Source organism: Halomonas sp. DQ26W, assembly GCF_003339685.1.
Classification (GTDB): Bacteria; Pseudomonadota; Gammaproteobacteria; order Pseudomonadales; family Halomonadaceae; genus Halomonas.
Window position 1 is genome coordinate 108,591 of the sequence record NZ_QPKI01000005.1, and the last position, 26,632, is coordinate 135,222.

Consider the following 26,632-nt stretch of genomic DNA (forward strand, 5'->3'; position numbering starts at 1 on the left):
CGTCCCATGGCGACAGCGAAGAAGGTGCGGATGTAGCCTGTAGCCATGACAGTGGCCGGTAACTGCTTATGCCACCCCTTGTGCAAGGCACTGTCTGAAAAGTCGGCGAGCGCAGCCAGTTTTCGGACAATGCCTAGGACCCGGTGCAGAAGGACAAGACAATGCCCCACCTGCATGTAGCGCTAGTGACAGAGCGTCCCGAAGCCAGCCTGATCCCCCTGCTGCAGCTTCGACCCCAGCGGGTCGTGCTGGTTGCCGGACGGCAGCAGCAACAGACCGCCGAGCGGCTGCAGATCCTGCTGCAGCACGAGCTGTCCTCCCATATCGAGATCCATCGGTGGGACAAAATGCCGGAGCGCGACCCACAGCGCCTCAGCGAGTTCGCCACTCGTTTAGCCCAATGGCTATCTCAGCAACAACATGACACCGCTGAACTCGAGGTCACTTATGACCTTGCCGACAGTGACAAGCTCACCGCCCTGCTATTCCAGAAGGCCATGAGCCACTGCAAGGCCGACTGGCTCTATGTCGATAGCCGTGCCGGCGCGCTCTACCGCATGGGACCAGGATTAAACCCTTCGACGCTGGAGGCCGTGGCCATCGAGCCCGTGCTCGATGTCGATACCTTCCTGCAGGCCAATGGTCGCAAGCGCATCAAGGCGCTGTCCGACAACCCGGCCTGGCGCAGCGCCGCCAAGCGGCACAAGACGCTGACCCGCTACCTGGGCCACCAAACCGACAAGCTGGCGTGGCTGTTGAGCGAGCTCCATGAACGGGTTCACGGTTCGCACGGCGTACTGGTCACGACCGACCCGCGCGAAGGCCCACGCCTCGCCCCATCCGCCCGCCAGCAGCGGCTGAGTCACGTACCACACTTTCCCTGTACTGACGCGCTGAGCGAGTTGAATGCGACCGGGATGCTCGAGTGGTCAAGCTCCGACCCTCAGCGGGTAAGCTTTTCCTCCCTGGCGGGTGCGCTCTACCTCGGCGGCGGGTGGCTAACCGAATACGCCTGGCTCTGTGCCCAGGAAGTCGGGCTGCACCAGGCCTGCTGCGGGGCCCATGTGCTCGATCTCAGCGGACATCACAACGGCGAACCCGTAGTCTCCGACTGCCTGGCCGTGCACCACAACCAACTGCTGTTCATCGAGTGTCTGACCACACTGCCCGGCCCAGAAGCCTGCCTTCAGCAGGGGCTAAAGCAATTGCACGACCTGCTAGACCACTCAGCCGGGCTGGCGAGTACCCGCCTGCTGCTGGCCTGCGGAGAATTCGACCGCTCACGCCAGCGCCTGACCGACCTACAGCACAGCCAAGGGCTAGAGGTAGCGGTGATCGAGTGCGACGACCTGAAACAGCTGCCCGTCTATCTTCGTCACTGGATGGAGACTGGCCGCTGGCCACAGCCCTGAGCGGTGTAGACAGCCCTGAGCGGTGTAGTGTAGACAGCCCTGAGCGGTGTAGACAGCCCTGAGCGGTGTAGACAGCCCTGAGCGGTGTAGACAGCCCTGAGCTTGTGGAACGCCCTGAACCCGCTAACAAAAAAGCCCCCGTCAGGCGACAGGGGCGAGAAACGTTTTACATACGGACCCGAGTCAACGTCGGGACCCGGGCCGATCCCGCCAGCGGGTCGACGGCCACCGATCAGAAACGAAAGCGCACACCGACGCTTGCCGCATCGAAGGTGTGGTCGGACTCGTCCAGGTAGCGCATGTAGTCGGCACCGACCGCCAGGTTGGGCGCCACGTCGAACTCGGCGCCGGCTCCATAGGAGAAGCCGTTCTCACGGTCCACGTCGAAATCCACTTCGGTCATGCCAACCAGGCCGTAAAGCCGGAATTCCTGGGAAATGGGTGCAATGCCCTTGGCGTAGGCGCCTATCAGGTGGTCCAGTTCGACATCACCATCGGATCCGCCAGTGCCGAGATGGGCCTCCGCAGCGAAGAATTCGTTGAATTGGGCGCCACCTCTAACGCGTAGCCCTGTCGAGTTGGCGGACGAAGCACCATCGGGATTGAGATCCCAGAACATGGCATCGCCACCGACATACCCTTGAGGAAACATCGGTGTCTGGTACTGGGCCTGCGCTGCGGTTGCGAAGGCGCCGGTGACCAATAGAACAGCGGGGATGGCTAGCAGTTTCATGAAGCACCTCCAATTAAGAAACAGCGTTTCCTTACATGCAAAGCAAGTGTGGCCCACGAAACATGGCTGTTCAAGCCCAACGTTTCCGGAAAGTGTTCAGATTTGTCAATTCAACAACCCAACTGCTGTTCGATTAACGACAACACGACTTTTCACTAAGCAAGAATGACTAGAGCAAAACCTTATTTTTCAGTTAATTGAGCATCATGGCATAAAAAATGCTCATGGATCGTAAACCAGGTATTTTCTCGAGCCCGAGATGTCATTCAAAAACAAGGAGTACGCATGAAAGCTGTCTTTCTAGATAGAGAGTCACTTGACCGCAACGACCTCGACCTGGCAGCCGTGGAGAACTCCGTCGAGCAACTCATGACGCACCCACAAACCACACCAGATCAGGTGCAGGAGCGGCTAAAGGGTCAGGATATCGTCATCGTCAACAAGGTGGTGCTCGATCGCGAAGCATTGGAAGCCCACCCACCACGCTTGATCTGTGTCGTCGCCACCGGCGTCAACAATATCGATCTTGATGCCTGTCGCGATCTTAATATAACCGTATGTAATAGCCGCGGCTATGGTACTGATTCCGTGGCCCAGCACAGCCTCAGCTTGATGCTGGCGCTTTCCACCCGACTCCTCGATTATCACCAGACCATCAAGCGGGGCGACTGGCAACGGAGTACGCAATTCTGTCTGCTCGACTATCCCATTCAGGAACTCGCCGGTAAGACCCTGGTTATCGTCGGCCATGGCACCTTGGGGCGTCGTGTCGCAGACCTGGCAAAAGCCTTTGGTATGCATGTGCGGATCGCCGCCAGGCCGGGAAACACCTCCGGGGACGATAGGCAGCCCCTGAGCGAACTGCTCCCTCTAGCCGATGTAGTGAGCCTGCACTGCCCCTTGAACGAAGCCACCCAAGGCCTGATCGACAGCCCCGAACTGGCTGCCATGAAGCCGACCGCGCTTCTGATCAATACCGCACGCGGAGGGCTGGTGAATGAAGCCGCGCTGGCATCGGCCCTGCGTCGTGGAGAGATCGGTGGTGCCGGAATCGATGTCGTCGATGGCGAGCCCCCCGCAGCAGACAACCCGCTGTTCACAGGCGACATACCCAATCTCATCGTGACCCCTCACAACGCCTGGGGTGCCAGGGAGGCTCGCCAGCGCATTGTCGGACAATTGGTCGAAAATATTCTGGGCTGGCAGCAAGGCCGGTCAGTTCGCGTCGTCAGCAACTAGCCGGCTGTACATTCACGACACTGTACAGAACTGTCCAAATGTGTCCTTCCGGCTGGAAAAACTCGACACCCCCAAACACCACAATTGACAAAAATATTGCTAAGCGATTGATATGCAAGAGTTGGCATGAGAGTTGCCAGTAGTATCCATACAGGCTCGATAGCGTCATGCCGTGCTTACAACAATGACAAGGAGAAACCCATGAAAGCAGCCGTGCTTCATGCCTACGACGAGAAGGTCGAACGCTCTGACCTGGTCACCTACGAAGATTGGCCGGACCCCAAGATCGAGAAGGCCGATGACGTCATCGTAAGGATCGGTGGCGCCGGCGTGTGTCGCACCGACCTGCACATCATCGAAGGGCTCTGGCGCGAGCATGCACCAATCGAACTGCCCTTCGTGATGGGACATGAAAATGCCGGTTGGGTCGAGGAGGTAGGCCCCGGCGTCACCAGCGTCAAGCCGGGCGACGCGGTGATCTGCCACCCCCTGGCAACCAACGGCCACTGCCTGGCCTGCCGGCGCGGCAATGACATGCACGCTGAGGAGAGCAGCTTTCCTGGCATCAACGCCCAGGGCGGTTACGCCGACTACCTCTACACGAACGAGCGGGCGCTGATAAAGCTACCCGGTAGCCTGGCCCCCAAGGACGTTGCGCCCTACACCGATGCAGGCCTCACCGCCTACCACGCGGCCAAGAAGGCCGCCCAGCATCTGGTGCCCGGCCAGAAGGTGGTGGTGCTGGGGGTGGGCGGTCTCGGCCATATCGGCGTGCAGGTCCTGGCGGCGCTGTGCGGAGCCGAGATCATCGCCATCGATCGTGCCGAGAGTGCCCTGAAACTGGCCGAGTCAGGCGGTGCCCACCACGCCATCAAGGCCGACGGCGGTGAAGTCGACGCGGTGATGTCGCTGACCAACGGCCATGGCGCCGAGGCGGTGCTCGACTTCGTCGGCGAGGGCGATGCGGTCAGCAAGGGCCTGGCCATGACCCGCGCCAACGGCAGCTATTACGTGATCGGCTATGGCGGCAAGATCGAGATTCCCACCATCGACATGGTCGTCACCGAGAAGAGCATCATCGGCAATCTGGTGGGCACCTACCCGGAACTCGTCGAGCTGATGGCCCTGGCCGACCGTGGCGCCGTGGAACTGGCCACCCGCGAGTACGCCCTGAAAGACGCCAACCAGGCGCTTCATGACCTGCATCATGGAAGAGTGCCAGGACGTGCCGTCCTGATTCCCTAGCCCTTTTCAGTGGCCTGCCCTGGCGGGTCGCGACATTTCTCTTGCTAGTGAGAGCACTTACCGATGACAGCAAACAAACCGCTTCTCAGCGTCAAGGACCTGCAGGTCCACTTCAAGACCGACGACGGCATCGTGCCTGCCGTGGACGGCGTCAGTTTCGATATCAATGAAGGCGAGACCCTGGCCGTGGTGGGTGAGTCCGGGTCCGGCAAATCGGTCACCAGCCTGGCGATCATGGATCTGTTGCCCAAGGGCAAGGGCTATGTGGCCGGGGGCGAGATGCTGTTCGAAGGCGATGACCTGGTCAAGATGGAGAAGCAGAAGCGCCAGGCGCTGCGTGGCAATCGCATCTCGATGATCTTCCAGGAGCCGATGACCAGTCTCAACCCGGTGTTCACCTGTGGTTACCAGATCGCCGAAGCAGTAGCCCTGCACCAGAAACTCGACAAGAAGGCGGCTTGGAACCGGGCCATCGAAATGCTCGACCTGGTCAGCATTCCCGAGCCGGCCCAGCGTGCCAAGGAGTATCCCCATCAGCTCTCAGGCGGCATGCGCCAACGTGTCATGATTGCCATCGCCCTGTCATGCAATCCACGGCTGCTGATCGCCGATGAGCCAACCACGGCGCTGGATGTGACCATCCAGGCCCAGATCCTCGACCTGATGCGCAACCTGCAGAAGGAGATCGGCACCAGCATCCTGTTTATCACCCATGACCTGGCCGTAGTCGCGGAGATGGCCGACCGCGTGGTGGTGATGTATACCGGCCGCGCCGTCGAGGAATCCGGCGTCTTCGATCTCTACGAGCGGCCGACCATGCCCTACACCAAGGGTCTGCTCAACTCCATTCCCTCCTGGGCGGGTAACAAGCAGGGCAAGAAGGATCGCCTGGTGGCGATCCCCGGCAATGTGCCCAGCCCACTCGACCTGCCGCCGGGCTGCAGTTTCGAGCCTCGCTGTCAATACGCCAAGGATATCTGTACGAAAAATGTTCCGCCGCTGGAGTCGATCGGCGGTGACCATCGGGTGCGCTGCGTGCGCTGGAAGGAAATCGAAAATGACGCTCAGGCGGGGAGGTCTTGATCATGGGAAATACCGCGCTTAAGCAGGAAATCGGTGCCTTGCCGGATGACGTGGTACTACGCGTATCGAACCTGAAGAAATATTTTCCGGTCGGCAAGACCTTTTTCAAGAAGAACCAGCGCGTGGTCAAGGCCATCGACGACGTCTCCTTTACCGTCAACAAGGGGGAAGTGGTGGGCCTGGTCGGCGAATCCGGCTCTGGCAAGACCACCATCGGGCGCATGATCATGCGCCTGATCGACCCCACCTCGGGCAGCATGGAGTTCGGTGAAACCGACGTGGCCACGGCAGAAGGCAAGGAGCTGATGGCCATGCGCAAGGCCATCCAGATCATCTTCCAGGACCCCTACGGCAGCCTCAACCCGCGGATGAAGGTCGGCCCTATCATTCGCGAAGGCCTGGATGTCCACCGCATGTACAGCATGGCCGAGCGTAACGAGCGCATCGCCAAGCTGCTCGAAACGGTTGGCCTGGGCGCCGCCCACGTCAACCGCCACCCCCACGAGTTTTCCGGTGGACAGCGCCAGCGCATCGGCATTGCCCGGGCCCTGGCGGTCAGTCCTCAGCTGCTGGTCGCCGACGAACCGGTCTCAGCCTTGGACGTGTCGGTCCAGGCCCAGGTACTGAACCTGCTTCAGGATCTCAAGGAGGAATACAACTTCTCCATGCTGATGATCTCCCACGACCTGGGCGTGGTCGAGCATGCCTGCGACAAGGTCATCGTGCTCTATCTGGGCAGGGTCATGGAGATGGCGCCGGCCGGCAAGCTCTATGCCAACCCTACCCATCCATACACTCAGTCGCTGCTCTCGGCGATGCCGATCCCCGACCCGCGTCGCCGCGACGACAAGACTCGCATCATCCTCAAGGGGGACATTCCCAGCCCGATCAGCCCACCCTCCGGCTGCGTGTTCCGTACCCGCTGCCCGATAGCCACCAAGGAGTGTGCCGAGGTCGTGCCGCCGCTGGAAGAAACGAGTCCAGGGCATTTCAAGGCCTGCATACATCGCTGATTAAAGCCGGAATGAAACGAACGGGAGTCAAGACAATGACAACAACCGCTGAAGCATCCCAACAACCACCCTCAGGCGAGAGAAAGGACACGCAGGTCGTCGCCGCCAGGCGCAGCATGTGGAAGGCTGCCTTGCGATCCCTGTATCGGTCCAAGGCGGCATTCGGATCAGCCATTTTTCTACTCTTGATGATTTTCATCGCATTGACTGCCCAATGGATCGCGCCACATGACCCACAGGGGATCGACATCGGCAATCGTATGCTCTGGCCGGTTTGGTCAGCTTCTAACTCCAATCCCATCTATCTGCTGGGGACCGATGCCCTCGGCCGCGACATCCTCAGCCGCCTGATCTTCGCCTCCCAGATGACCCTGGTCGTCGCCATTTCGGCAGTTATCGTCAGCGGTCTGGTGGGCATCTTCATGGGACTGATCAGCGGCTTCTTCGGCAGCTGGATGGACGCTGTGATCATGCGCCTCGCCGACCTGCAACTGGCCTTCCCCAGCCTGCTGATCGGCCTGATCGTCATGGCCCTGATCGGCTCTGGCGTCGTCGAGTTGATCTTCGTGATTGCGCTCACCCAGTGGGCCTATTACGCGCGTATCGTGCGTTCTGAAGTCATCAAGGTCAGGGAAACAGAATACGTTCAAGCCTCACGGGCGCTGGGTGCCGGCAATATGCGCCTGATCTTCAAGCATGTGCTCCCTAATGCACTGGCATCCATGCTGGTGGTGGCCAGCTTCACCCTGGCCATCGCCATCTATTACGAAGCGTCACTGAGCTTCTTCGGTCTGGGGATTCCCCCGGCGATTCCCACATGGGGAAACATGATCGCCGATGCGCGAAACATCATGCTGCGCAACTGGTGGTTCGCCTTCTTCCCTGGTCTGGCCATTACGTTCACCGTCCTCGCTTTCAATCTTCTCGGGGATTGGGTGCGGGATCACTTCGATGTCAAAGCGGAATAGGAGTCTTAACTACAAGGTTATACACACAACACGCCAAAACACGCCAAACAGTCTGGAGACAACAATGAAAATGCCATCCAAGATAATACGCCGGGCCCTGCTACCGTCACTGGCGCTCACCGCGATCGCCAGTGCGGTCCAGGCCAATACCGTCACCTATGTGCTCTACGAAACCATCGACGTCATCGGAGACCCGGTGATGAACGTCAACTATTCGGAGCAGATGGTCTCGAAGGCGCTCTTCGAGCCTCTCGTCTGGGACTTCGATGCCCGGGCTCCCGAAGGGGAAAGGAGCGGCCTGCGCCCGGCTCTGGCCACCGAGTGGGAGCCAGTAGAAGGTGAGAATGCCTGGCGCTTCAAGTTACGCGAGGGTGTGACCTTCCACAACGGCGAGCCCTTCACCGCCGCGGCCGTCAAGTACAGCATCGAGCGGGTACACGAAGAGGGCTTCCCCAGCGGGGACAAGTTCCTGGATGTACCCATCGACCATGTGGAGATCGTCAACGACCACGAGGTGATCATCCATACCACCGAGCCGGCGCCAATCCTGCCCAGCCAGCTTTCGCGCAACGGGGCCTTCATCATGGAACCGGGGCACTACCAAGCCATCGGCGAGATCGATGACATGCGTTTCCAGCCGATGGGTACAGGGCCGTTCAGCCTGAACGAATATCGCGCCGATGACCGAGTGATCCTCGATCGCCATGATGACTACTGGGGCTGGCACGACAACAGCAACGTCGAGCAGTTGGTCTTCCGCAATATTCCCGAGGAATCGACGGCGCTGGCCGAACTGATCGACGGCAATGTCGATATCATTCGCCTGCGGCCCGACCTGGTCGATTCGGCTGAAAATGCCGATGGGGTGACCACCATCGTCGGACCTAGCCTGGTGCGTGGCATGCTCGGCTTGAACATGGACATGTACGAGGAACTGCGCGATCCACGTGTCCGTCAGGCGCTGAACTACGCCATCAACCGTGAAGAGATGATTGATGCTCTGGCCTTCGGCAATCAGGATCTGCAGATGGTCAACGTGGTCAACCCGCCTAATGTCAATCCTGACCTGGAGCCGTACCCGTTCGACCTCGAAAAAGCGATGGAACTGCTCGCCGAGGCGGGTTACCCGCAGGGCTTCACCATCGACACCATCGATGTCATGACGCCCGAATCCTTCAACTACGCCGAGATCGCCGCAGCCTACTGGAGCGCGATCGGTGTGAACGTCGGCGAAGTGCGTCAGCTCGACTGGAGCGTGGTTCGTGAGCGTTGGGCACAGCGGACTTTGAGCGTGCATGCGTTCGCCTGGTCGGCCGCAGAGAATACGCCGGAGACCGACATGTGGGCGGTGCACGATGGCCGTCAGACCAACTCCACCCACTGGGCCACCTACAGCGATCGCTACCAGGAGTGGGAGGAGATGTATGAGGAGCTCTCCTCGACCATCGATGAGCACCGTCGCCAGGAGCTCAACTATGCCATGCAGGAGATCCTCCACGAGGATCCGCCGTGGCTCTACACCTACCTGATGCCAATCCCCATGGGGCTCAATGAGCGTATCGGTGGCTACTACCCGCATCCGTCAATGCTGCTGGAAGACTGGGCCTCCATTTACGTAAAGGAGTAACCCGTCATGGGTCAGCCGGCCTCTGGCCGGTTGCCCCATGGTCACCATAACAAGACAGATTTCCGGGAGCGCCTTCGATGTTCTATTTAGCCAACCGCCTGGTGCAGGGCCTGATCGTGATCCTGGCTGCCCTGACCCTGGCCTTTCTGATGATGTTCGTCATCGGTGATCCGGCGCTGATGTATGTCGGCCCCGATGCGTCGGCAGAGGTCCTGGAAGCCTACCGGGTTTCGCTAGGCTTCGATCGCCCGCTGATCGTGCAATACTTCGAATTCATGCGCAGTGCCGTACAGCTGGACTTCGGCGTTTCCTACCGTCACCGGGTCGATGTCGTGCCGATCATCGGTGAACGCCTGCTGCGCTCTGCGGAACTGGCCCTTCCCGCCATGTTTCTCGCCGCTCTCGTTTCGATCCCCGTCGGAGTGATCAGCGCCGTACATCGCAACTCCTGGATCGACTATGTGGCCCGTTTCACTGCCCTGATCGGTCAGGCCGCTCCCAACTTCTGGGTCGGCATCATGGCCATCCTGTTCTTCTCGTCCTACCTGGGCATCCTGCCCTCATCCGGCCGCGCCGATCCCGGCTCGTCGATCCTGGTGCAGTCCCGCCACATCCTGATGCCCATGATCATCCTGTCGTTGATGCCCATGGCCTACCTGACCCGGATGATGCGCTCCACCGTGTTGGAGGTGATCAACGAGGATTATGTGCGCACGGCGCGCGCCAAGGGGCTCAGCGAAACCAAGGTCATATACGTGCACGCCCTGCGCAATGCACTGATTCCCTACATCACTCTCTATGCCCTGCAGTTTGGCTGGATCCTCGCCGGTTCCATGGTCATCGAGACCGTCTTTGCCTGGCCCGGCTTCGGGCGCCTGCTGATGGATTCCATCCGCATGCTCGACATTCCCGTCGTGGCGGCAGGCCTGACGACTGTCGCAGCACTCTACATTGGCCTCAATCTGCTGGCCGACATGCTCTATACCCTGCTGGATCCTAGGGTCGTGAATCGTTGAACGGATCCGAAGCGTCAAACAACCACAAGACAGACCAAGGAGAAAGATCATGGCGGAACGTGTAGCAATGATCGGAAGCGGCATTATCGGACGTGCCTTTGCCATCTGCTTTTCGCGTGGTGGCTACGAAGTCACCCTTTATGACCCCACGGATGGCGTGGCAGAGAAAGCCATCCCGCTGATGCGCGAGACGGTGGCCGACCTTGAGCAGAATGGTCTGCTCAACGGTCGCACCACCGATGATGTGATGAGCCGGATGATCCCGGTCAAGACCATGGAGGAAGCCGTTGAAGGGGCGATCCATGTCCAGGAAAACGCTCCGGAAGTGCTGGAGCTCAAGCGTGAGCTGTTCGCCACGCTCGACAAGATCGCTCCCAAGGATGCCGTACTGGCCAGCTCGTCCTCTTCCATCGTGACCTCCAAGTTCACCGAGGAACTCGAGGGCCGTCACCGCTGCATGATCGTCCATCCCACCAACCCGCCCTATGTGGTGACGATTCTCGAGCTGGTTCCTGCTCCCTGGACAGACCCTGAGGTTACCCAGAAGACCCGCGAGCGCCTCGAAGCGATGGGCATGTCACCCATTACCCTGCACAAGGAGGTCACTGGCTTCATCATGAATCGCTTCCAATCGCCGATTCTCCAGGAGGCATTTCGCCTTGTCGCGATGGGTGTGGTGTCTCCCGAAGATGTGGATAAGGCGATGTCGGAAGGCATCAGCCAGAGGTGGTCGTTCATCGGTCCACTGGAAGTTGGCGATCTCAATGCGCCCAACGGCTTCAAGGAGTACGCCGAAAAATATGAGGCCATGAACCGCAACATCGCCATGGAGCAGCGCGACCTGGTGCCCTGGGCCGGCCCGCTGCTGGACTACATCGACAAGAATTTTCGCGAGCGGGTGCCGATGGACCAGCACAAGGCACGTCAGCAATGGCGTGACCGCCGGCTGATGGCCCTGGCGGTGCACAAGAAGTGGGCCAACGAGAATATCAAGTAGTGGCCAATTCCCTGCCGCTACTGCAATCCACATGAGGAGCAAGCAATGCGACTGGTACACACCATGATCCGCGTGGAAAACCTCGACGAGTCCATCGACTTCTATACCCAGAAGATCGGACTGGAGCTCGTGGCCAGGGAGGAACTGCCCGGCAACGATGCCACCATCGCCTTCCTGCGCGAGCCCAACAGCGGCCATGAGATCGAACTGACCTACAACCATGACGGCCGCTCCTATGACCTCGGCGACGGCTACGGTCACATGGCCTTCGATGTGGTCAGCGTCGACGACACCTATGAAGAGTGGAAGTCGCGTGGCGTCGAGTTCTCGCTATCGCCCAAGACCATGCAGAACGGGATGCGCATCGCCTTTGCCGTCGACCCGACGGGCTACAAGCTGGAGCTTCGGGAGATGCCGCAAATGGCCTGATGGCTGTTCCCCTCGAGCCTGTCGTCTCGGCTGACAACAAGGTGGCCACTCCACAGGGGTGGCCATGACAAGAGGACCTAGTATGCAGCTCGACAAACAAACCCTGCTGACCGCTTACCGGAGCATGGCCACCATCCGCGCCTTCGAGGAGAAGGTGCATGAGGTCTTTGCCAAAGGCGAAATCCCCGGCTTTGCCCACCTCTATGCAGGCGAGGAGGCGTCCGGCGTCGGTATATGCCTGCATCTCAACGATGCGGACTACATCACCAGCACCCACCGGGGTCACGGGCATGCCATCGCCAAGGGCTGCGACGTTCCCGCCATGATGGCTGAGCTCTATGGCAAGCGAACCGGCCTGTGCCTGGGCAAGGGTGGGTCCATGCACATAGCCGACCTCGACAAGGGCATGATGGGTGCCAACGGCATCGTCGGCGGTGGCCCGCCACTGGCCTGTGGCGCAGCCTTCAGCGCCAGAATGCTGAAGACCAATGGCGTGGTGGTCTCCTTTCTGGGCGACGGCGCCATCAATGAGGGCTCGACCATGGAGGCCATGAACATGGCCAAGGTCTTCAACCTGCCGGTGATCTTTGCCATCGAAGACAACGAGTACGGGCAGGCCACCGCCAGCGCCTGGTCGGTAGCCGGCAGCATGACAAAACGTGCCGCAGGCTTCGATATCCCCACCACCCTGGTAGATGGCTTTGACTTCTTCGACGTCCACCAGGCGGCGGGGGCAGCGATCGACAAGGCGCGCAGCGGCGACGGGCCCCAGCTTCTGCATATCAAGCTCTATCGCTACTATGGCCACTTCGAGGGCGATGCCACCACCTATCGTGGCAAGGGGGAACTGGACAAGGTCAAGGATACCAAGGATTGCCTGGTTCGCTTCCGTAACGACTTGACCAGCGAGCACGGCATAGCCGATTCGGACCTCGAGCAGATCGACGCTGAGATCGCCTCACTGATCAAGCAATCGGTAGACGATGCCCGCCAGGCCGAGCCGCCGCGGGAAGAGGATCTCCACACCAACGTCTACGTATCCTATTGAGGGGGCATCATGTCCAGAAAAAGTTATCGCCAAGCGATCAACGAGGCGCTGCGCGACGAGATGCGTCGCGATCCCACGGTCTTCGTGATCGGCGAGGATATCGTCGGTGGCATGGGCGCCCCGGGTGACCAGGATGCCTGGGGGGGCGTACTGGGGGTGACCAAGGGGCTGGCACCGGAATTCGGTCGCGAGCGCGTCATGGATACCCCGATCAGCGAGATGGCCTATATCGGGGCGGCAGCGGGAGCAGCGGCCACCGGTACGCGCCCGGTCGCCGAGCTAATGTTCGTGGATTTCATGGGAACCTGCTTCGACCAGGTGCTGAACCAGGCGGCGAAGTTCCGCTACATGTTCGGTGGCAAGGCCAAGACCCCAATGGTGATTCGCACCATGTATGGCGCCGGCTTGAGTGCGGCAGCACAGCATAGCCAGTGTCTCTACCCCATCTTCACCCATGTGCCGGGCATCAAGGTGGTGATCCCTTCCTCGCCACATGACGCCAAGGGTCTGCTGACCCAGGCGATCCGCGATGACGACCCGGTCATCTTCTTTGAACACAAGTTCCTGTATGACGACAAGGGCGAAGTCCCCGATGAGCCCTATACGATCCCCTTCGGAGAGGCGAACCTCACCCGCGAAGGTGATGACGTGACCATCGTGGCCCTCGGGCGCATGGTGAAGCTGGCCAATGAAGCAGCCGACCAACTCGCCGACCAAGGCATTCACTGCACGGTGCTCGACCCCCGCACCACGTCGCCGCTAGACGAAGAAGCAATTCTGACCAGCGTGCGTCGCACCGGTCGCCTGGTGGTAGTCGACGAGGCCTCGCCGCGCTGCAATATCGGCACCGATATCTCGGCGCTGGTGGCGGAGCAGGCCTTCGACGCGCTCAAGGGACCGATACGCCTGGTCTCGCCCCCGCATACGCCCGTGCCGTTCTCACCGGCACTGGAAGCCCACTACATCCCGTCCGTTGAGCGCATCCGCGATACGGCCCGGTCACTGGTAGAGGGTGCATGATGTCGGAACGAATTACTGCCCTGACGCTGCCCAAATGGGGCCTGTCGATGCAGGATGGCTGCATTTCCACCTGGCACGTCGAAGAGGGTGCCGAAGTGTCGCGTGGCGACGAGATCGTCGACATCGAGACCGAGAAGATCAACAACACCTTTGAAGCGCCAGCCAGCGGTGTACTGCGCCGCCGGCTCGCCAAGGAGGGCGACGAGATAAAGGTAGGCGCCCTGTTCGGCATCATTGCCGAGGCGGACGTCGGCGATGACGAGATCGATCGATTCATTGAGGCGTTCGACGCGCCCTGATGTCGTGGTCGACAGCGAGTCAGCTGTTTCAGACCTGAACCTGCCATCGCGCCATTCCAGCTGTGGCAGGGTTTTTCCCTCTGCAGGTCTTTTCCTGCCAGCAATTAGGACACTGACGCCATGGCGCAATATCTGACAGATTTTTCCGACTACCCCACCGGCGAGGCGCCGGCCGACTGGCGAGATGCCTGGATTCCCGGTGAGCATCGAATCGAGGTCCTGGAAGCGCCAGATGCCATCGGTGGCAAGCTGCTGAGGCATCAGATAAATACCAATAACCGACGCGCCTGGGCCTGGGAGCGGGTGCCTCGGGGAGCCGCGAGCTATGAGGTGCTGACCCGCATGCGCAGCACCAGCGGCGATGCGCGGCTTGGGGTCATCGTGCGGGGCGATGGCGAAGGCGTACGTGGTACCGAGCAGGGCGTGACCTGCGAATTGTTCAAGGGCGCCAATCATGGCCTGGTGATGCACGAAGCGCCCAAGCTCGAACAACGCCAGACCCTGTTCCTTATCGTCTATAACCCGGAGGGTGAAGCCCAACGTGGCCCCGAGCGGCCCCATGGCGTGGCGCGAATCTGGGGAGAGAGCTTCTTTCCCTGGGAGCCCAACGCCTGGTGCTGGCTGCGCGTTCGCGTCGAGGCGGTTGACGGTGCGCTGCAGGTGAAGGCCAGAGCATGGCGGGACGGCGAGACAGAGCCGGACTGGTGGCACTACGACGTGGAGGATATCGAGCCGGAGCACGTGGGCGCCAACGGCTGGGTAGGGATTACCGGACAGAAAGAGTCAGGCACCCGGGAGTACGATGTTTTCTCCGTTGGCACTGAAGGGGACCAAGCACCGATGCCACTTAGGTAATTCGAGTATGTCGTGGGCGGATCAATAAGACGATGATGCGATAAAAGGGATATTACAAACACATGACATGGCAAATATCTTACGTATACACCTAAACTTCATGCATGGTTAACTTCCCAAGAGCAAACCCTTCTATGTATTGTTACATAATAACAAAGATATTGGGCAGTCGGCTGTTGTGCTGCCCAGTGAAGAGGAGCACGCCATGCTTTTCGCGGATGATAGCGAGCGGCTGTCGCTTATTTCCAGCGGCTCAACGAGCAAGCTTGCGGCACGAGGTCTGTCGCAGCAGGAACTGATCGAGCGCTCCTGGGAGCGGTGCCGTGAGGCTGGCCTGTCACCCAGCGATCAGCCCGACCTGGATTACGTCAGCCAGGTGGAGCTGCGCCAGGAGCGCGAGCGCCTCGACGTCATTCGTCGCATCGCCCGCGCCGAACTCGACCTGCTCTACGGCCAGATCGCCGGCACGCGCTTCGCCGTGGCATTGGCCAATGAAAATGGCTTGATCATGGATGCCCGGGCCGATCAAGACTTCAAGCGCGTGGCCCGCGAGCGCAATATCCGGCTCGGTTCACTGTGGCGCGAATCGCTGCAGGGCACCAATGCGCTGGGTACCTGTGCGCTGGCCCGGCACCCGGTGCTGGTGCATGCCGGCGAGCACTATCTGGACCGCTACAAGACTCTGACCTGCGCGGCGGCGCCGGTTTTCGACCCTGCCGGGCGCATCATCGCCATTCTCGATGCCTCATCGGACTCCTGCCCGCGGCCGCCCCACACCCTGGCACTGGTGAACTTCTCCGCCAAGACTATCGAGATGGGGTATTTCCGCGATCACTATCAAGATCAGCTGATCCTCTCCTTCCACAGCCGGCGCGAGTACCGCTATACGGTGAGTGCGGGCCTGATTGCCCTGGACACCAGTGGCCAGCTGCTGGCCGCCAACCGACAAGCCCTGTTCATCCTGGATGGTATGCAGCTTGCGGAGGGCAATCATTTCAACGACATCTTCACCACTCCCTTCGGCACTGTAATCGACCGGGTGCTGGCCGAGGGGGAGGTCATGGTGGCGGACCATGTGGGAAGCCACTATTTTCTGACCATCGAGAATACCAACCGCCTGCAGACCACGCATACCCTTCAGCCCCAGCCGGGGGAAGATCCATCGCCCACGCTTGGCGAGGACAACTCCGAGGTGGCTACCGCCCGCTCCGGCGTCTCCACTGCACAAGACCCCTGCCATGGGTCTCGTTTCGTGGCCAACGATCCCCACCTGATCGAACGACTCAAATACCTCACCAATGCCGTGAAACGCTCCCTGCCAATCCTCATCACCGGGGAGACCGGCACCGGCAAGGAGGTCTTCGCCAAGCACATTCACCAGACCAGCGGACGGGCGGGAAATTTCGTGCCGGTCAACTGCGGTGCCATTCCGGAAAACCTGGTGGAAGCGGAGCTGTTCGGCTACGTGGATGGCGCCTACACTGGCTCGCGCAAGGGTGGTGCCGACGGCCTCTTCCATCAGGCCCACGGCGGCACCATCTTCCTGGATGAGTTGGGCGAACTGCCGCTCGCGTCCCAGGTCAAGCTGCTACGGGTACTAGACACCCGTCGCTACCGCCCGGTGGGGGGTGCCCAGGACGTCAAGGTGGATATTCAGTTGGTGGCGGCCACCAATGCCAACCTTCAGCAAGCCGTGCAGATGGGTGCCTTCCGCTCCGACCTGTTCTATCGCCTCAGCACAATCTCGATCCAGCTGCCCAACATCCGCGAGCGCTCCGACTTCGTGGACCTGGCCGAGTACATCCTCGCCAAGGTCGACCCCGGGGTGAGGCTGACCCGCTGCGGGCTGGATGAGCTGCTGCAACACGACTGGCCGGGGAATATCCGCGAGCTGCGCAACTTTCTCACCCGCATGGTCGTGCTCAACGACGGTGAAAAAATCACCCGCAAGGAGGTCCAGGCCACCTTCGAGATGGCCGATCTGATCGGGATACCCGAACCACATCGCCAGCCACCGGCGGATCCTGCGTCGTCGCCCTCCCCGGAGCGGCCGGCTGCGGCATCCTCGACGCCGGAATCGGGTCAGTCCACGCACCTGGCCAGGCAGCGCTTGCTGGCCGAGCGGATCCAGCGGGCCTGCGTGCAGCACCTCTACAACGTATCGAAAGTGGCGCGGGAAGTCGGAGTATCGCGCAGCACGGTCTACAAGTACCTCAAGCAAACCCGCTGACCGGCTAGTCAATGCCGGCCTTTCACTACACTCGTACACAACGACAATATCGAGGTCATGATGCGCTATCGACAGTTCGGTAACAGCGACCTTCAGCTATCGGAAATCTGTTTTGGTGCCATGCGATTCACCAGCACCGCCTCCCATGTCACCCTCACCGAGTCCCACGACCGTGAGCAGGAGGAAGCACAGAATCGCGAGGGACGCCGTGCACTGGAGGCGGCACTGGCCGGCGGGGTGAACTGCATCCACTCCAGCGGCGACTACGGCACCCGCTGGATGCTCAGCGACATTTTGGCCCAGCATCCGAAGCGCAAGGAGATCCACCACGTCATCAAGATGACCAGCCCGGATTACGAAGAGGGCGGGTTCGACCCCCAGGTGCTGCGCGATAGCGTGGAGGACGCACTGCGGGACCTGCACGCCGACCGCATTGCCATCGTCCAGCATCTCCAGCGTGGCCCCCATGTGCCCAAGGCGGAAGCCTATGCAGAAGCCGGGGACCAGCGACGGATCGACGCCCTTCCCGACATGGTGGGCCCGCTGCAGGAGACCTTTGAGGCGCTCAGGCAGGAGGGCAAGGTCGGGCACCTGATCACCTTCCCCCATACCACGGGGTACGCCACAGCGGCGCTCGATACCGGCGTCTACGACGGAGTGGCCCACTTCTTCAACCTTATCGAGCCGGAGGCCCTGCCGCTGCTCGACCGACTAAAGCGCGAGGGCAAGGGCTTTCTCGCCATTCGCCCCCTGCTGCAGGGCATGCTGACCGACAAGCGCATCGACCGTAAGGGGCTGCCCGAGACTGACCTCAAGCTCCGTGCCGGCTGGGATTCCCGCTATGCGCTGCTCGAGAAGATCCGCGAGCGCATCGGCGAACCGAACGAACCCTGGACCCGCTTCGCGCTGAAGTTTGCCCTCGCCCATGAGGCCGTGACCTCGCTGGTGGCCAGCGGCAACAGCGTCGCTCAGGTCGAGGCACTGCTGGAGGCCTGCGACGGCCAGTACCCCTCCCGCGAGCTGCTCGACAGCGTCCATGCGCTGGTCGAAGAGGTGGGTATGCCTCCCAAGGCAGACCTGTTTGGCCTATGACCCGGAGGTGGTATGAGAGTTGTCCTTGCACCGGATAGTTATAAGGACGCACTGAGTGCACGCCATGCCGCTACGGCCATGGCAGCAGGGCTACGGCGTGCAATGCCGGACGCCGAAATTGTCTCATGCCCTATGGGAGACGGTGGCGAAGGCACCCTTGACGCCCTGGTGGCCGCTACCGGCGCGCAACGCTGCGAAGCCGATGCCCATGATGCACTAGGCAGACCCGCCAAGGCGGAATGGGGCTGGCAGGAAAGCGATCGAACGGCGTACATCGAACTCGCCGAGACGAGTGGGCTGCAAGCGCTATCCCTTGATGAACGAACGGCCCTGCATAGTACCACCATGGGAGTCGGAGAACTGATTGTCGCGGCGCTGGATGCTGGGGCGGAACGCTTGCTGCTCATGCTTGGCGGCAGCGCCACCAATGATGGTGGTGCGGGCATGCTTACGGCATTGGGCGCGCGCCTGTTGGACTCCCGAGGCCAACCTCTTCCGCCTGGTGGTGCCGCCCTGGCAGACCTCGCTTGTCTTGACCTCTCGGGCCTCGACCCGAGATTGAAAAGACTGACCGTGGAAACGGCTGTGGATGTCGATAATCCACTGACAGGTAGTCGGGGCGCCAGCGCAGTGTTCGGCCCACAGAAAGGGGCGACGTCACAGGATGTGGAACGCCTCGATGCCGCGCTCGGGCACTTTGCCGACCACGTAGCACAAGCCCTGGGAAAGGATTATCGCGATGTGCCCGGTGCCGGCGCCGCTGGTGGCATGGGGTTCGCCGCCCGCGCACTTCTCAACGCCAGCCTGCGCCCAGGTATAGAACTGGTGATGGAGCAGGTCGACTTCGAAGAACTCCTGGACAAAGCTGATCTCGTCATTACCGGCGAGGGTCGACTCGATGGCCAGAGCCTCGCTGGCAAGACACCCATCGGCATCGCTCGAGCGGCCAAGCGCCACCATGTTCCGGTCGTGATTCTTGCCGGCTGTTTGGATGGTGGCTGGAAGGACAGCTATGCAGAAGGCGTCACCGCCGCCTTTCCCCTTAGCAGCAGACCCATGGAACTCGAAGCCGCACTAAGCGAATGTCCCGAATTGCTTGCCGACCGAGCAGAGGCGGTGATCAGACTCTTTTCGGCTTCACCGTCGCGAAGCCGAAAAATATCGACAGGAGGAGCATCATGATCTGGTTGATTACACTTTCAGCTATTTTCAGTTATATCGCGATCACTCAGGCAATCAAGCGCCAACGTACCGGCCGTAACTGGTTTCACTGGGCATTCTGTTCGGTTTTTGCCACCAGCGGACTGCTGTTTTCCCTTGCCACATTGCTTCCCTATATGGCGAGCTGAACCATATAGCCTGGGCTCTGCCAGGAAACCGGCTGCGGTCGCCTGCTCTGCAGACCAAGCCGAGCATTATTGGGTACGTGACACACTCAGCAGCACGATGCCGCCCAGCACAATACCACCACCGATCAACTGCACGCCGGAAAGCATCTGCCCCAGCACCAGGTAGCCCAGCACCAGCGAGGCAACCGGTTCGACGTTCATGACCGGGGCGTTACGGGCCATCTCCAACCGCGGCACGCTGATGAAGAGTACCGAAAACGCCACGCTGTAAAGCACGGCCAGTGCCACCAGCCCCACCCAGCCGGTCGTGCTCGCCGGCAGCGCCATGCCGCCGGGTACCAGGTCGATTGCACCAGCCATCAGCATAGCGACAAGCACCGTCAGCATGGTGAGCAGGCTGCGCAAGGTGCTGCCCACCTCGGCAAGGCGATGCTCGGTGAGCCACAACGCAAAAGAAAAGGCGGTTGCGGCGCCGAGACCGAAAGCCACGCCGGCCAGCCACTCTTCTCCCAGGGCCTGGGGTGAAGCCACCAGGCCAGGCACATCGAGCACCACCACCAGTCCTGCCAGTATCACGGCCATGATCAATGCCGCCCACAGCGTGGGACGCAGCCCTCCCAGCACCCAGGTCAGCAGTGCCAGCTGAATGGGGAAGGTGTTCATCAGCAGCAACGCCACCACAACCGGTATGCGAGCCACCGACGAGTAGAGGCACAGGCTCTGTACCGCCACCATCAGCCCCGCCAGCAGCTGCCAGCGCCTTGCCCCCGCAGGCAGAGCCAGGCGCTTGCCCTGGGCAAGGAACAACACCAGGAGCACGGCAAGCGCAACGCTGGAGCGGACGAGCACGGCCAGCAACAGCCCGGTACCCTCATCGAAGGCCAGCCGGGCGGCCACATGATTGCCGGCAAACAGTGTGGCGACACCGGCCAGAAGCAAGACGGCAACATGACGGGGCAACAAATCGGGTACGGCCAGCGTCGAGGACGGTGTCGCCATCGAGGTTTTTCCTGAGGTTAAAGAAGCAGGTTCAGCAAGCCAGCGTTTTTAAGCTGGAGCTCATTCGACTCTGGCTGCGCTTGATGCAGACACGCTCGATGAAGCAACATTACATAAAGACACGCCGATTTTGCCCCAGTCAATGGAGAAATGGAAAGATAGCCTGCAAAGGAGCACGTGATAGACTAAGGTCTAGCACCTACGCCACCCCCCTATCCACTTCCAACGGAGAGCCGATGAAGTCTTCGGTACTGGTCATCAACTGTGGTTCATCCTCGATCAAGTACGCCCTGGTGCCTGGTGCCGAGGGCCAGCCGCGTCTCGCCGGCGTTGCTGAGCGGGTGGGGAGCAGCGACGCCTTCCTGAAAGGCATTGACAGCCGCGGCGAGCACTTCGAAGAGATCCTTCCCGGTGCCGATCATACTCGGGCGCTCGAAGCCATTTTCGAGCACCTGGAGGGCCGCCGACCTGATGTCGTCGGCCACCGCATCGTCCACGGTGGCGAGCACTTCACACGGGCTGCGCTGATCAACGACGACGTGGTTACCGCCATCGATCAAACCGCCGCCCTGGCCCCGTTGCACAATTCCGCCAATCTGGAGGGTATCGCGGCCACGCGCGCGTTGTTTCCCGACCTTCCTCAGGTGGCCGTATTCGATACCGCCTTTCATCAGTCCATGCCACCACGCGCCTTTCGCTACGCCCTGCCGGAAGCGCTCTACCGCGACCATGGCATACGCCGCTACGGCTTCCATGGCACCAGTCACGCCTTCGTCAGCGCACGTGCCGATGCCCTGAGCGGCATCGCGGGGGGCTGGCTGACGGCGCATCTGGGCAATGGCTGCTCCACTTGCGCCGTCTGGGAGGGTCGCAGCCTTGACACCAGCATGGGCTTGACTCCCCTGGAGGGGCTGACGATGGGCACCCGCAGTGGCGATGTAGACCCCGGTTTGCACGCACACCTGGCACGTCAACTCGGCTGGAGCCTGCAACGGATCGATGAGGTCCTCAACCGTGGCAGCGGCCTGCTGGGGCTCTCCGGACTGACCAACGACATGCGCGAACTGGAGGCCGCTGCCCAGGCGGGGCACGAGAATGCCCGGCTATCCATCGAAGTGTTCTGCTATCGCATTGCCAAGTCCCTTGCCGCACTCTCCTGCGCCCTGCCCCGCCTCGACGGTATCGTCTTTACCGGCGGCATCGGCGAGAACTCGGCGCTGGTACGTGAAAATGTAATCGGCCACCTGCCCCACTTCGGCCTGGTCCTGGATCGCAACGCCAACACCGAGACGGTGCGCGGACGCGAGGGACGCATCGATAGCGGACACTTGGCGGCACCGCGTCTCTGGGTCATCCCCACCGATGAAGAGGGCCGCATTGCCGCGGAAACCCGCCAGCTACTGGACGAGACCACCCCATGACACCTCGCAATGCCAACCCGCAACCCCAGGTCCTGCTGATGGTGCCGACCAGCATCGGTGTCGGCCTGACATCGGCCAGCCTGGGCCTGATGCAAGCCCTCGACACCATCGGCCTCAAGGCCGGCTTCCTCAAACCGTTTCGCCAGGACGAGCTCAACGGTCCCGGGCCCGACCGCTCCACCGCCCTGGTCAGCAGCACCCTAGGGCTGGATGCACCGCCACCCATGCCCCAGGCCGAGATGGAGCGGCTGCTGCGCCAGGACAGGCTCGATGTGCTGATGGAGCAGGTGATCGAGCTGCATGACCAGGCAATCGAGCGCCAGGCGGGCTCGGCACCGGAGCTGATCGTGGTGGAAGGAGTGGTGCCGACGGCTCACGGCACCTACGCCACCCAGCTAAACACCCAACTGGCCCACGCCCTAAATGCCCGCATCATCCTGGTAGGTAGCGGAGACACGGTCGAACCCCAGGCCCTGGCCGAGCAACTAGACATGCATGCCCAGGCCTTCGGTGGCATCGGCTCCACTCGGACGCTGGGCTGCATCCTGATGCGCATGCGCAACCTGCACGACAGCGAAGCGCCGCCGGTGCTCGCTCCCGGCGGCGGCATGCATGTCGATGAGTGCCTGCTGGCAGAGCTGCGCCGCTATTCGCCAGCCCTGGCTACCGACCGCTTCCACCTGATCGGCGTGGTGCCGTATAACGCCGCCCTGATCGCCCCGCGGGTCATCGACGTGGCCCGTGCCCTGAACGCTCGCTTCCTCAGCGAAGGCGACGCCGCCAACCGCCGGGTGCTCTCCACCAGCCTTTGCGCTCGAAGTGCCGCCAACGCCCTCCACGCCTTCCGCCCCGGCAACCTGATCGTCACTTCGGGAGACCGTGATGACATCGTGCTGGCCTCGGCGCTGGCCACCATGAACGGTGTACCCATGGCCGGTGTGCTGCTGACCAACAGCTACATGCCCAACGACAACATGATCGAGATGTGTCGTCCTGCCTTGAAGACCGGCATGCCGGTGCTGGCGGTAGATACCGACAGCTTCACCACGGCCAAGGACCTGGGTCGCATGGGTAACGACATTCCCATGGACGACCTTGAGCGCGCTGAACAGGTAACACGTTTCGTGGCCGAGCACATCGATCTTCAGTGGCTCAAGGATCATCTGAGCCAGGGTTATACCAGCCGGCTGTCGCCTTCGGCCTTCCGCTTCCAACTGGTCAAGCTCGCCCAGCAGGCAGACCGCCGTATCGTCCTGCCCGAGGGCAGCGAGCCGCGCACCGTGGAGGCAGCCGCCATCTGTCAGCAGCGTGGGATCGCCCGCTGCGTGCTGCTGGCCCGTCGCGAGGAGGTCGAGGAGGTCGCGCGTAATCGCGGCATCGAGCTTCCCGACGGGCTGGAGTTCATCGACCCGGAGTCGGTTCGCTCTCGCTACGTGGCACCCATGGTCGAACGGCGCGGCGGTAAGGTGAACGCACTGACAGCAGAGGATCAGCTGCAGGACAACGTGGTACTGGGCACCATGATGCTGCAGCTCGACGAGGTCGACGGCCTGGTCTCGGGCGCGATCCATACCACAGCCAATACGGTGCGCCCGGCCTTCCAATTGATCAAGACTGCACCCGACTATCGCCAGGTATCGTCAATCTTCTTCATGCTGCTGCCGGAGCAGGTGGTGGTCTATGGTGACTGCGCGGTCAATCCCGATCCCGACGCCGAGGCGCTGGCCGAGATCGCCATCCAGAGCGCCCGCTCCGCCCAGGCCTTCGGTATCGAGCCCCGGGTCGCCATGATCAGCTACTCCACCGGCGAGTCGGGCAGCGGGGTCGACGTGGAAAAGGTGCGCCAGGCCACCCAACTGGCACGCCAGCAGGCACCAGACCTGCTGATCGACGGGCCGCTACAATACGACGCCGCCGCCATCGAGAGTGTCGGCCGCCAGAAAGCGCCCGACTCACTGGTAGCCGGGCGCGCCACGGTGTTCGTCTTCCCCGACCTCAACACCGGCAACACCACCTACAAGGCGGTGCAGCGCAGCGCCCGCGTCGTTAGCGTGGGGCCGATGCTACAGGGGCTGAACAAGCCGGTGAACGACCTCTCCCGCGGCGCCCTGGTGGACGACATCGTCTATACCATCGCCCTCACGGCGATCCAGGCGGCGCAGCATAAGTCCATTGCGAGTGGCCCGCATTGACGTGCAGGCCATGGATACCGGGAACGGCTCTAATAAACGGAATGCCATCCGCCGCCGCAGGTCGTAGCCCGGCCCATGTCGCCTCCTGCCCGCACTTTCCTTGCTCCACCGGGGTGAGGGCATGCCCGGCTTGAGCGACCTGTCAGACCGTCACATACGATCCAAGCGAAATACGCCCCGCAAGGCGGGGCGCTGTGGGTGTCGAAACGGAATTCCTGGATTCGCTGATCATACTGCCCCTTTCAGCCGCTCACTGCGCCGACGCAGCAGCTCCATGGTCACCAGCAGCAGGGTCGACAGCAGGATCAGGATGGTGGCCATGGCGGCGATGGCCGGGCTGATGTTCTCGCGAATACCGGAGAACATCTGGATTGGCAGGGTGCGCTCGGTGGGACTGGCGATGAACAGCGCCACCACCACCTCGTCGAAGGAGGTGGCAAAGGCAAACAGCCCACCGGAGACCACTCCGGGCACGATCTGCGGCAGCACCACGGTGAAAAACACCCGCAGCGGATTCGCGCCAAGGCTGGCCCCAGCGCGCATCTGGTTGAAGTCGAAGCCCTGCAGGGTGGCGTTCACGGTGATCACCACGAAGGGCACACCCAGCACCGTGTGTGCCAGGACCAGCCCTGCATAGGAGTTGAGCAGGCCCACCTGGGCAAAGAAGAAATACATCCCCACGGCGACGATCACCAGCGGCACCACCATGGGCGAGATCAACAGCGCAATGAGGAGGCCCTTGCCGGGAAAATCGGCGCGGTTAAGTCCTACCGCAGCCAGGGTACCGAAGGTCATCGCCAGCAGGGTAGCCAATGGTGCCACGATCAGGCTGTTCTTCAACGAGTCCATCCAAGGGCCGGATGGGTTGAAGATGGCCTCATACCAGCGCAGCGAGAAGCCCGGCAGCGGATAGGTCAGGAAGGAGCTGCTGCTGAACGATAGCGGAATGATCACCAGCACCGGCGTGATCAGAAACAGCAGGACCAGGCCGCAGAAGCCGCGGAAGACCCAGAACCAGATCCTTTCCACCGTTGATGCATAGGGAGGCAGTGCCATGGATTCAGCTCCTGATCAGCTGCTTGCGGTTCACCAGACGGTGGTAAACCAGGTAGAGCATCAGCGTGACCACCAGCAGGATGCTGCCCAGTGCCGCTGCCATACCCCAGTTATTGGTGCTGTTGGTGTAATAGGCCACGTAGTAGCTGACCATCTGGTCGGCCGGTCCGCCTACCAGTGCCGGAGTGATGTAGTAGCCCAGCGCCATGATGAAAACGAGGATAGTCCCTGCCGCAATGCCGGAAACCGTCTGAGGAACATAGACCTGCCAGAAGGCGGCAAAGGGGTGTGCCCCCAGCGACACGGCGGCACGCTGGTAGCTGGGCGAAATGCCTTTCATCACGCTGTAGAGCGGCAGCACCATGAACGGCAGCAGAATATGCACCATGGCAAAGAACACGCCGATGCGGTTGAAAACCAACTGCAGCGGAGAGTCGATCACCCCAGTAGCTATCAGCGACTGGTTCACCAGGCCATTGGACTGCAGCAGTATGATCCAGGCAGCGGTGCGTACCAGCAGCGACGTCCAGAATGGCAATAGCACGAATATCATCAGCAGGTTGCTGGTCTTCGCCGGCAGCGTGGCCAACAAGTAAGCCAAGGGAAACCCGAGCGCCAGGCAGATCAGGGTAACACCGCCGGCAATCACCATGGTGCGCTGGAATACCGTCTGATAGAGACGATCGCCTTCACTGATACGTTGGATCTGGCCTGACTCGCCTCGTTCGAGATCGACCGACGCCAGCAGATAGCGGTCCGTGGTCGGCGGTGCCGCACGCTGGATACCGAGCCACGTCGCGGTTTCGCCCCAGGCCTCATCTATCTCGATCAGGGTGGCGGTCCAATTGTCATCGGCATCGATACTCGCAGGCAGGCCGCGCAGCGTACGCATCAGCAGGCTGCGGTACTGGGTATCCTCATAGTTCAGGCGGCGACCGATGCGCCCCAGCCCGCCGCCCTGACGCGAATCACGCAACTCTTCGGCGAAAGCTGCCATGGTGGACTCATCGGGCAGGCCGGTTCCGTCCCACCGCTGCAGGCCGGCCGTGGTAAGCGGCATGACCGATTCCAGTTCGCTGTTGTCGACGCTACGCCACAACATACTGCCGATAGGCATGACGAAGACGACAATCAAGAATAGTGCCAGCGGTGCAACCAGGCCAAATGCCTTCCATTTACGCAGACGTTCTGCGCGTCGCAGTTGTGCCTTGAGAGTGCCTGCCGGTCTGGGCGGTGACTCCGAAGCAGCAATGGTCGTGGTCATGACCCTCTCCCACTGATGATAGCCAGCGTGACCCTAATTGCCGGG

24 protein-coding genes are annotated in these 26,632 nt (G+C 61.3%); 20 read left to right on the forward strand and 4 right to left on the reverse strand.

All coding sequences use genetic code 11. The features are described 5' to 3' along the window. Positions 1–161 precede the first annotated feature (161 nt). A complete protein-coding gene (locus DU490_RS04125) occupies positions 162–1,412 on the forward strand; it encodes a Card1-like endonuclease domain-containing protein (RefSeq protein WP_114573071.1) in 1,251 nt (416 codons plus the stop codon). 232 nt (positions 1,413–1,644) lie between these two features. On the opposite strand, the gene DU490_RS04130 is transcribed toward DU490_RS04125, so the two are convergent. After that, the gene (locus tag DU490_RS04130) at positions 1,645–2,145 is read right to left on the reverse strand and encodes a porin family protein (RefSeq protein ID WP_114573072.1); all 501 of its coding nucleotides are present in this window, start codon (positions 2,143–2,145) and stop codon (positions 1,645–1,647) included. Between the two features lie 285 nt (positions 2,146–2,430). Between DU490_RS04130 and DU490_RS04135 the strand changes: the two genes are divergently transcribed. From DU490_RS04135 to DU490_RS17130, 17 genes are all read left to right on the forward strand, one after another. Then, a complete protein-coding gene (locus DU490_RS04135) occupies positions 2,431–3,384 on the forward strand; it encodes a 2-hydroxyacid dehydrogenase (RefSeq protein ID WP_114573073.1) in 954 nt (317 codons plus the stop codon). A 201-nt stretch (positions 3,385–3,585) separates the two neighbouring features. After that, on the forward strand, positions 3,586–4,629 hold the full coding sequence (locus DU490_RS04140) for an NAD(P)-dependent alcohol dehydrogenase (protein WP_114573074.1): 1,044 nt from the start codon (positions 3,586–3,588) through the stop codon (positions 4,627–4,629). A 63-nt stretch (positions 4,630–4,692) separates the two neighbouring features. After that, positions 4,693–5,712 (forward strand): ABC transporter ATP-binding protein, encoded by a 1,020-nt coding sequence (locus DU490_RS04145; protein ID WP_114573075.1) that lies wholly within the window; start codon positions 4,693–4,695, stop codon positions 5,710–5,712. A gap of 38 nt (positions 5,713–5,750) precedes the next feature. After that, entirely contained in the window at positions 5,751–6,725 is a 975-nt protein-coding gene (locus DU490_RS04150; protein ID WP_404872830.1) for an ABC transporter ATP-binding protein, read from the forward strand. An 11-nt stretch (positions 6,726–6,736) separates the two neighbouring features. Then, the gene (locus DU490_RS04155) at positions 6,737–7,693 is read left to right on the forward strand and encodes an ABC transporter permease (protein WP_114573077.1); all 957 of its coding nucleotides are present in this window, start codon (positions 6,737–6,739) and stop codon (positions 7,691–7,693) included. 64 nt (positions 7,694–7,757) lie between these two features. After that, positions 7,758–9,320, forward strand: a complete 1,563-nt coding sequence (locus DU490_RS04160) for an ABC transporter substrate-binding protein (RefSeq protein WP_181869952.1) — start codon at positions 7,758–7,760, stop codon at positions 9,318–9,320. 77 nt (positions 9,321–9,397) lie between these two features. Continuing rightward, positions 9,398–10,336, forward strand: coding sequence for an ABC transporter permease (locus DU490_RS04165; RefSeq protein ID WP_114573079.1), 939 nt, complete (start codon positions 9,398–9,400; stop codon positions 10,334–10,336). Between the two features lie 49 nt (positions 10,337–10,385). Next, positions 10,386–11,333, forward strand: coding sequence for a 3-hydroxyacyl-CoA dehydrogenase (locus DU490_RS04170; protein WP_114573080.1), 948 nt, complete (start codon positions 10,386–10,388; stop codon positions 11,331–11,333). 45 nt (positions 11,334–11,378) lie between these two features. Then, positions 11,379–11,762 carry a VOC family protein gene (locus tag DU490_RS04175; protein ID WP_114573081.1) on the forward strand — a complete coding sequence of 128 codons (384 nt, stop codon included), beginning with the start codon at positions 11,379–11,381 and terminating at the stop codon, positions 11,760–11,762. A gap of 82 nt (positions 11,763–11,844) precedes the next feature. Next, entirely contained in the window at positions 11,845–12,810 is a 966-nt protein-coding gene (locus tag DU490_RS04180; protein ID WP_114573082.1) for a thiamine pyrophosphate-dependent dehydrogenase E1 component subunit alpha, read from the forward strand. Between the two features lie 9 nt (positions 12,811–12,819). Continuing rightward, positions 12,820–13,830: an alpha-ketoacid dehydrogenase subunit beta gene (locus DU490_RS04185; RefSeq protein WP_114573083.1), complete on the forward strand. Its 1,011-nt coding sequence runs from the start codon at positions 12,820–12,822 to the stop codon at positions 13,828–13,830. Continuing rightward, positions 13,827–14,129, forward strand: a complete 303-nt coding sequence (locus DU490_RS04190) for a biotin/lipoyl-containing protein (protein WP_114573084.1) — start codon at positions 13,827–13,829, stop codon at positions 14,127–14,129. Before DU490_RS04185 ends, DU490_RS04190 begins: the two co-directional genes overlap by 4 nt. Before the next feature lie 120 nt (positions 14,130–14,249). Then, positions 14,250–14,984: a hypothetical protein gene (locus DU490_RS04195; protein ID WP_114573085.1), complete on the forward strand. Its 735-nt coding sequence runs from the start codon at positions 14,250–14,252 to the stop codon at positions 14,982–14,984. Positions 14,985–15,189: 205 nt separating this feature from the next. Further along, entirely contained in the window at positions 15,190–17,214 is a 2,025-nt protein-coding gene (locus DU490_RS04200) for a sigma-54-dependent Fis family transcriptional regulator (RefSeq protein ID WP_114573086.1), read from the forward strand. 57 nt (positions 17,215–17,271) lie between these two features. Further along, a complete protein-coding gene (locus tag DU490_RS04205) occupies positions 17,272–18,306 on the forward strand; it encodes an aldo/keto reductase (protein WP_114573087.1) in 1,035 nt (344 codons plus the stop codon). A gap of 12 nt (positions 18,307–18,318) precedes the next feature. Then, positions 18,319–19,488 (forward strand): glycerate kinase, encoded by a 1,170-nt coding sequence (locus DU490_RS04210; protein WP_114573088.1) that lies wholly within the window; start codon positions 18,319–18,321, stop codon positions 19,486–19,488. Then, entirely contained in the window at positions 19,485–19,655 is a 171-nt protein-coding gene (locus DU490_RS17130) for a hypothetical protein (protein WP_181869953.1), read from the forward strand. The genes DU490_RS04210 and DU490_RS17130 overlap by 4 nt, the downstream gene beginning before the upstream one ends. A 66-nt stretch (positions 19,656–19,721) precedes the next feature. Here DU490_RS17130 and DU490_RS04215 read toward each other — a convergent pair whose 3' ends face one another. Next, positions 19,722–20,654: an EamA family transporter gene (locus tag DU490_RS04215; RefSeq protein WP_114573089.1), complete on the reverse strand. Its 933-nt coding sequence runs from the start codon at positions 20,652–20,654 to the stop codon at positions 19,722–19,724. A gap of 236 nt (positions 20,655–20,890) precedes the next feature. On the opposite strand from DU490_RS04215, the gene DU490_RS04220 reads away from it, so the two are divergent. After that, positions 20,891–22,075, forward strand: coding sequence for an acetate/propionate family kinase (locus DU490_RS04220; RefSeq protein ID WP_114573090.1), 1,185 nt, complete (start codon positions 20,891–20,893; stop codon positions 22,073–22,075). Then, positions 22,072–24,267: a phosphate acetyltransferase gene (pta, locus tag DU490_RS04225; RefSeq protein WP_114573091.1), complete on the forward strand. Its 2,196-nt coding sequence runs from the start codon at positions 22,072–22,074 to the stop codon at positions 24,265–24,267. Before DU490_RS04220 ends, pta begins: the two co-directional genes overlap by 4 nt. 228 nt (positions 24,268–24,495) lie before the next feature. On the opposite strand, the gene DU490_RS04235 is transcribed toward pta, so the two are convergent. Both DU490_RS04235 and DU490_RS04240 read right to left on the reverse strand, forming a co-directional pair. After that, positions 24,496–25,323: an ABC transporter permease gene (locus DU490_RS04235; RefSeq protein WP_114573093.1), complete on the reverse strand. Its 828-nt coding sequence runs from the start codon at positions 25,321–25,323 to the stop codon at positions 24,496–24,498. A gap of 4 nt (positions 25,324–25,327) precedes the next feature. Further along, positions 25,328–26,587, reverse strand: a complete 1,260-nt coding sequence (locus tag DU490_RS04240; RefSeq protein ID WP_114573094.1) for an ABC transporter permease — start codon at positions 26,585–26,587, stop codon at positions 25,328–25,330. Positions 26,588–26,632: the final 45 nt, after the last annotated feature.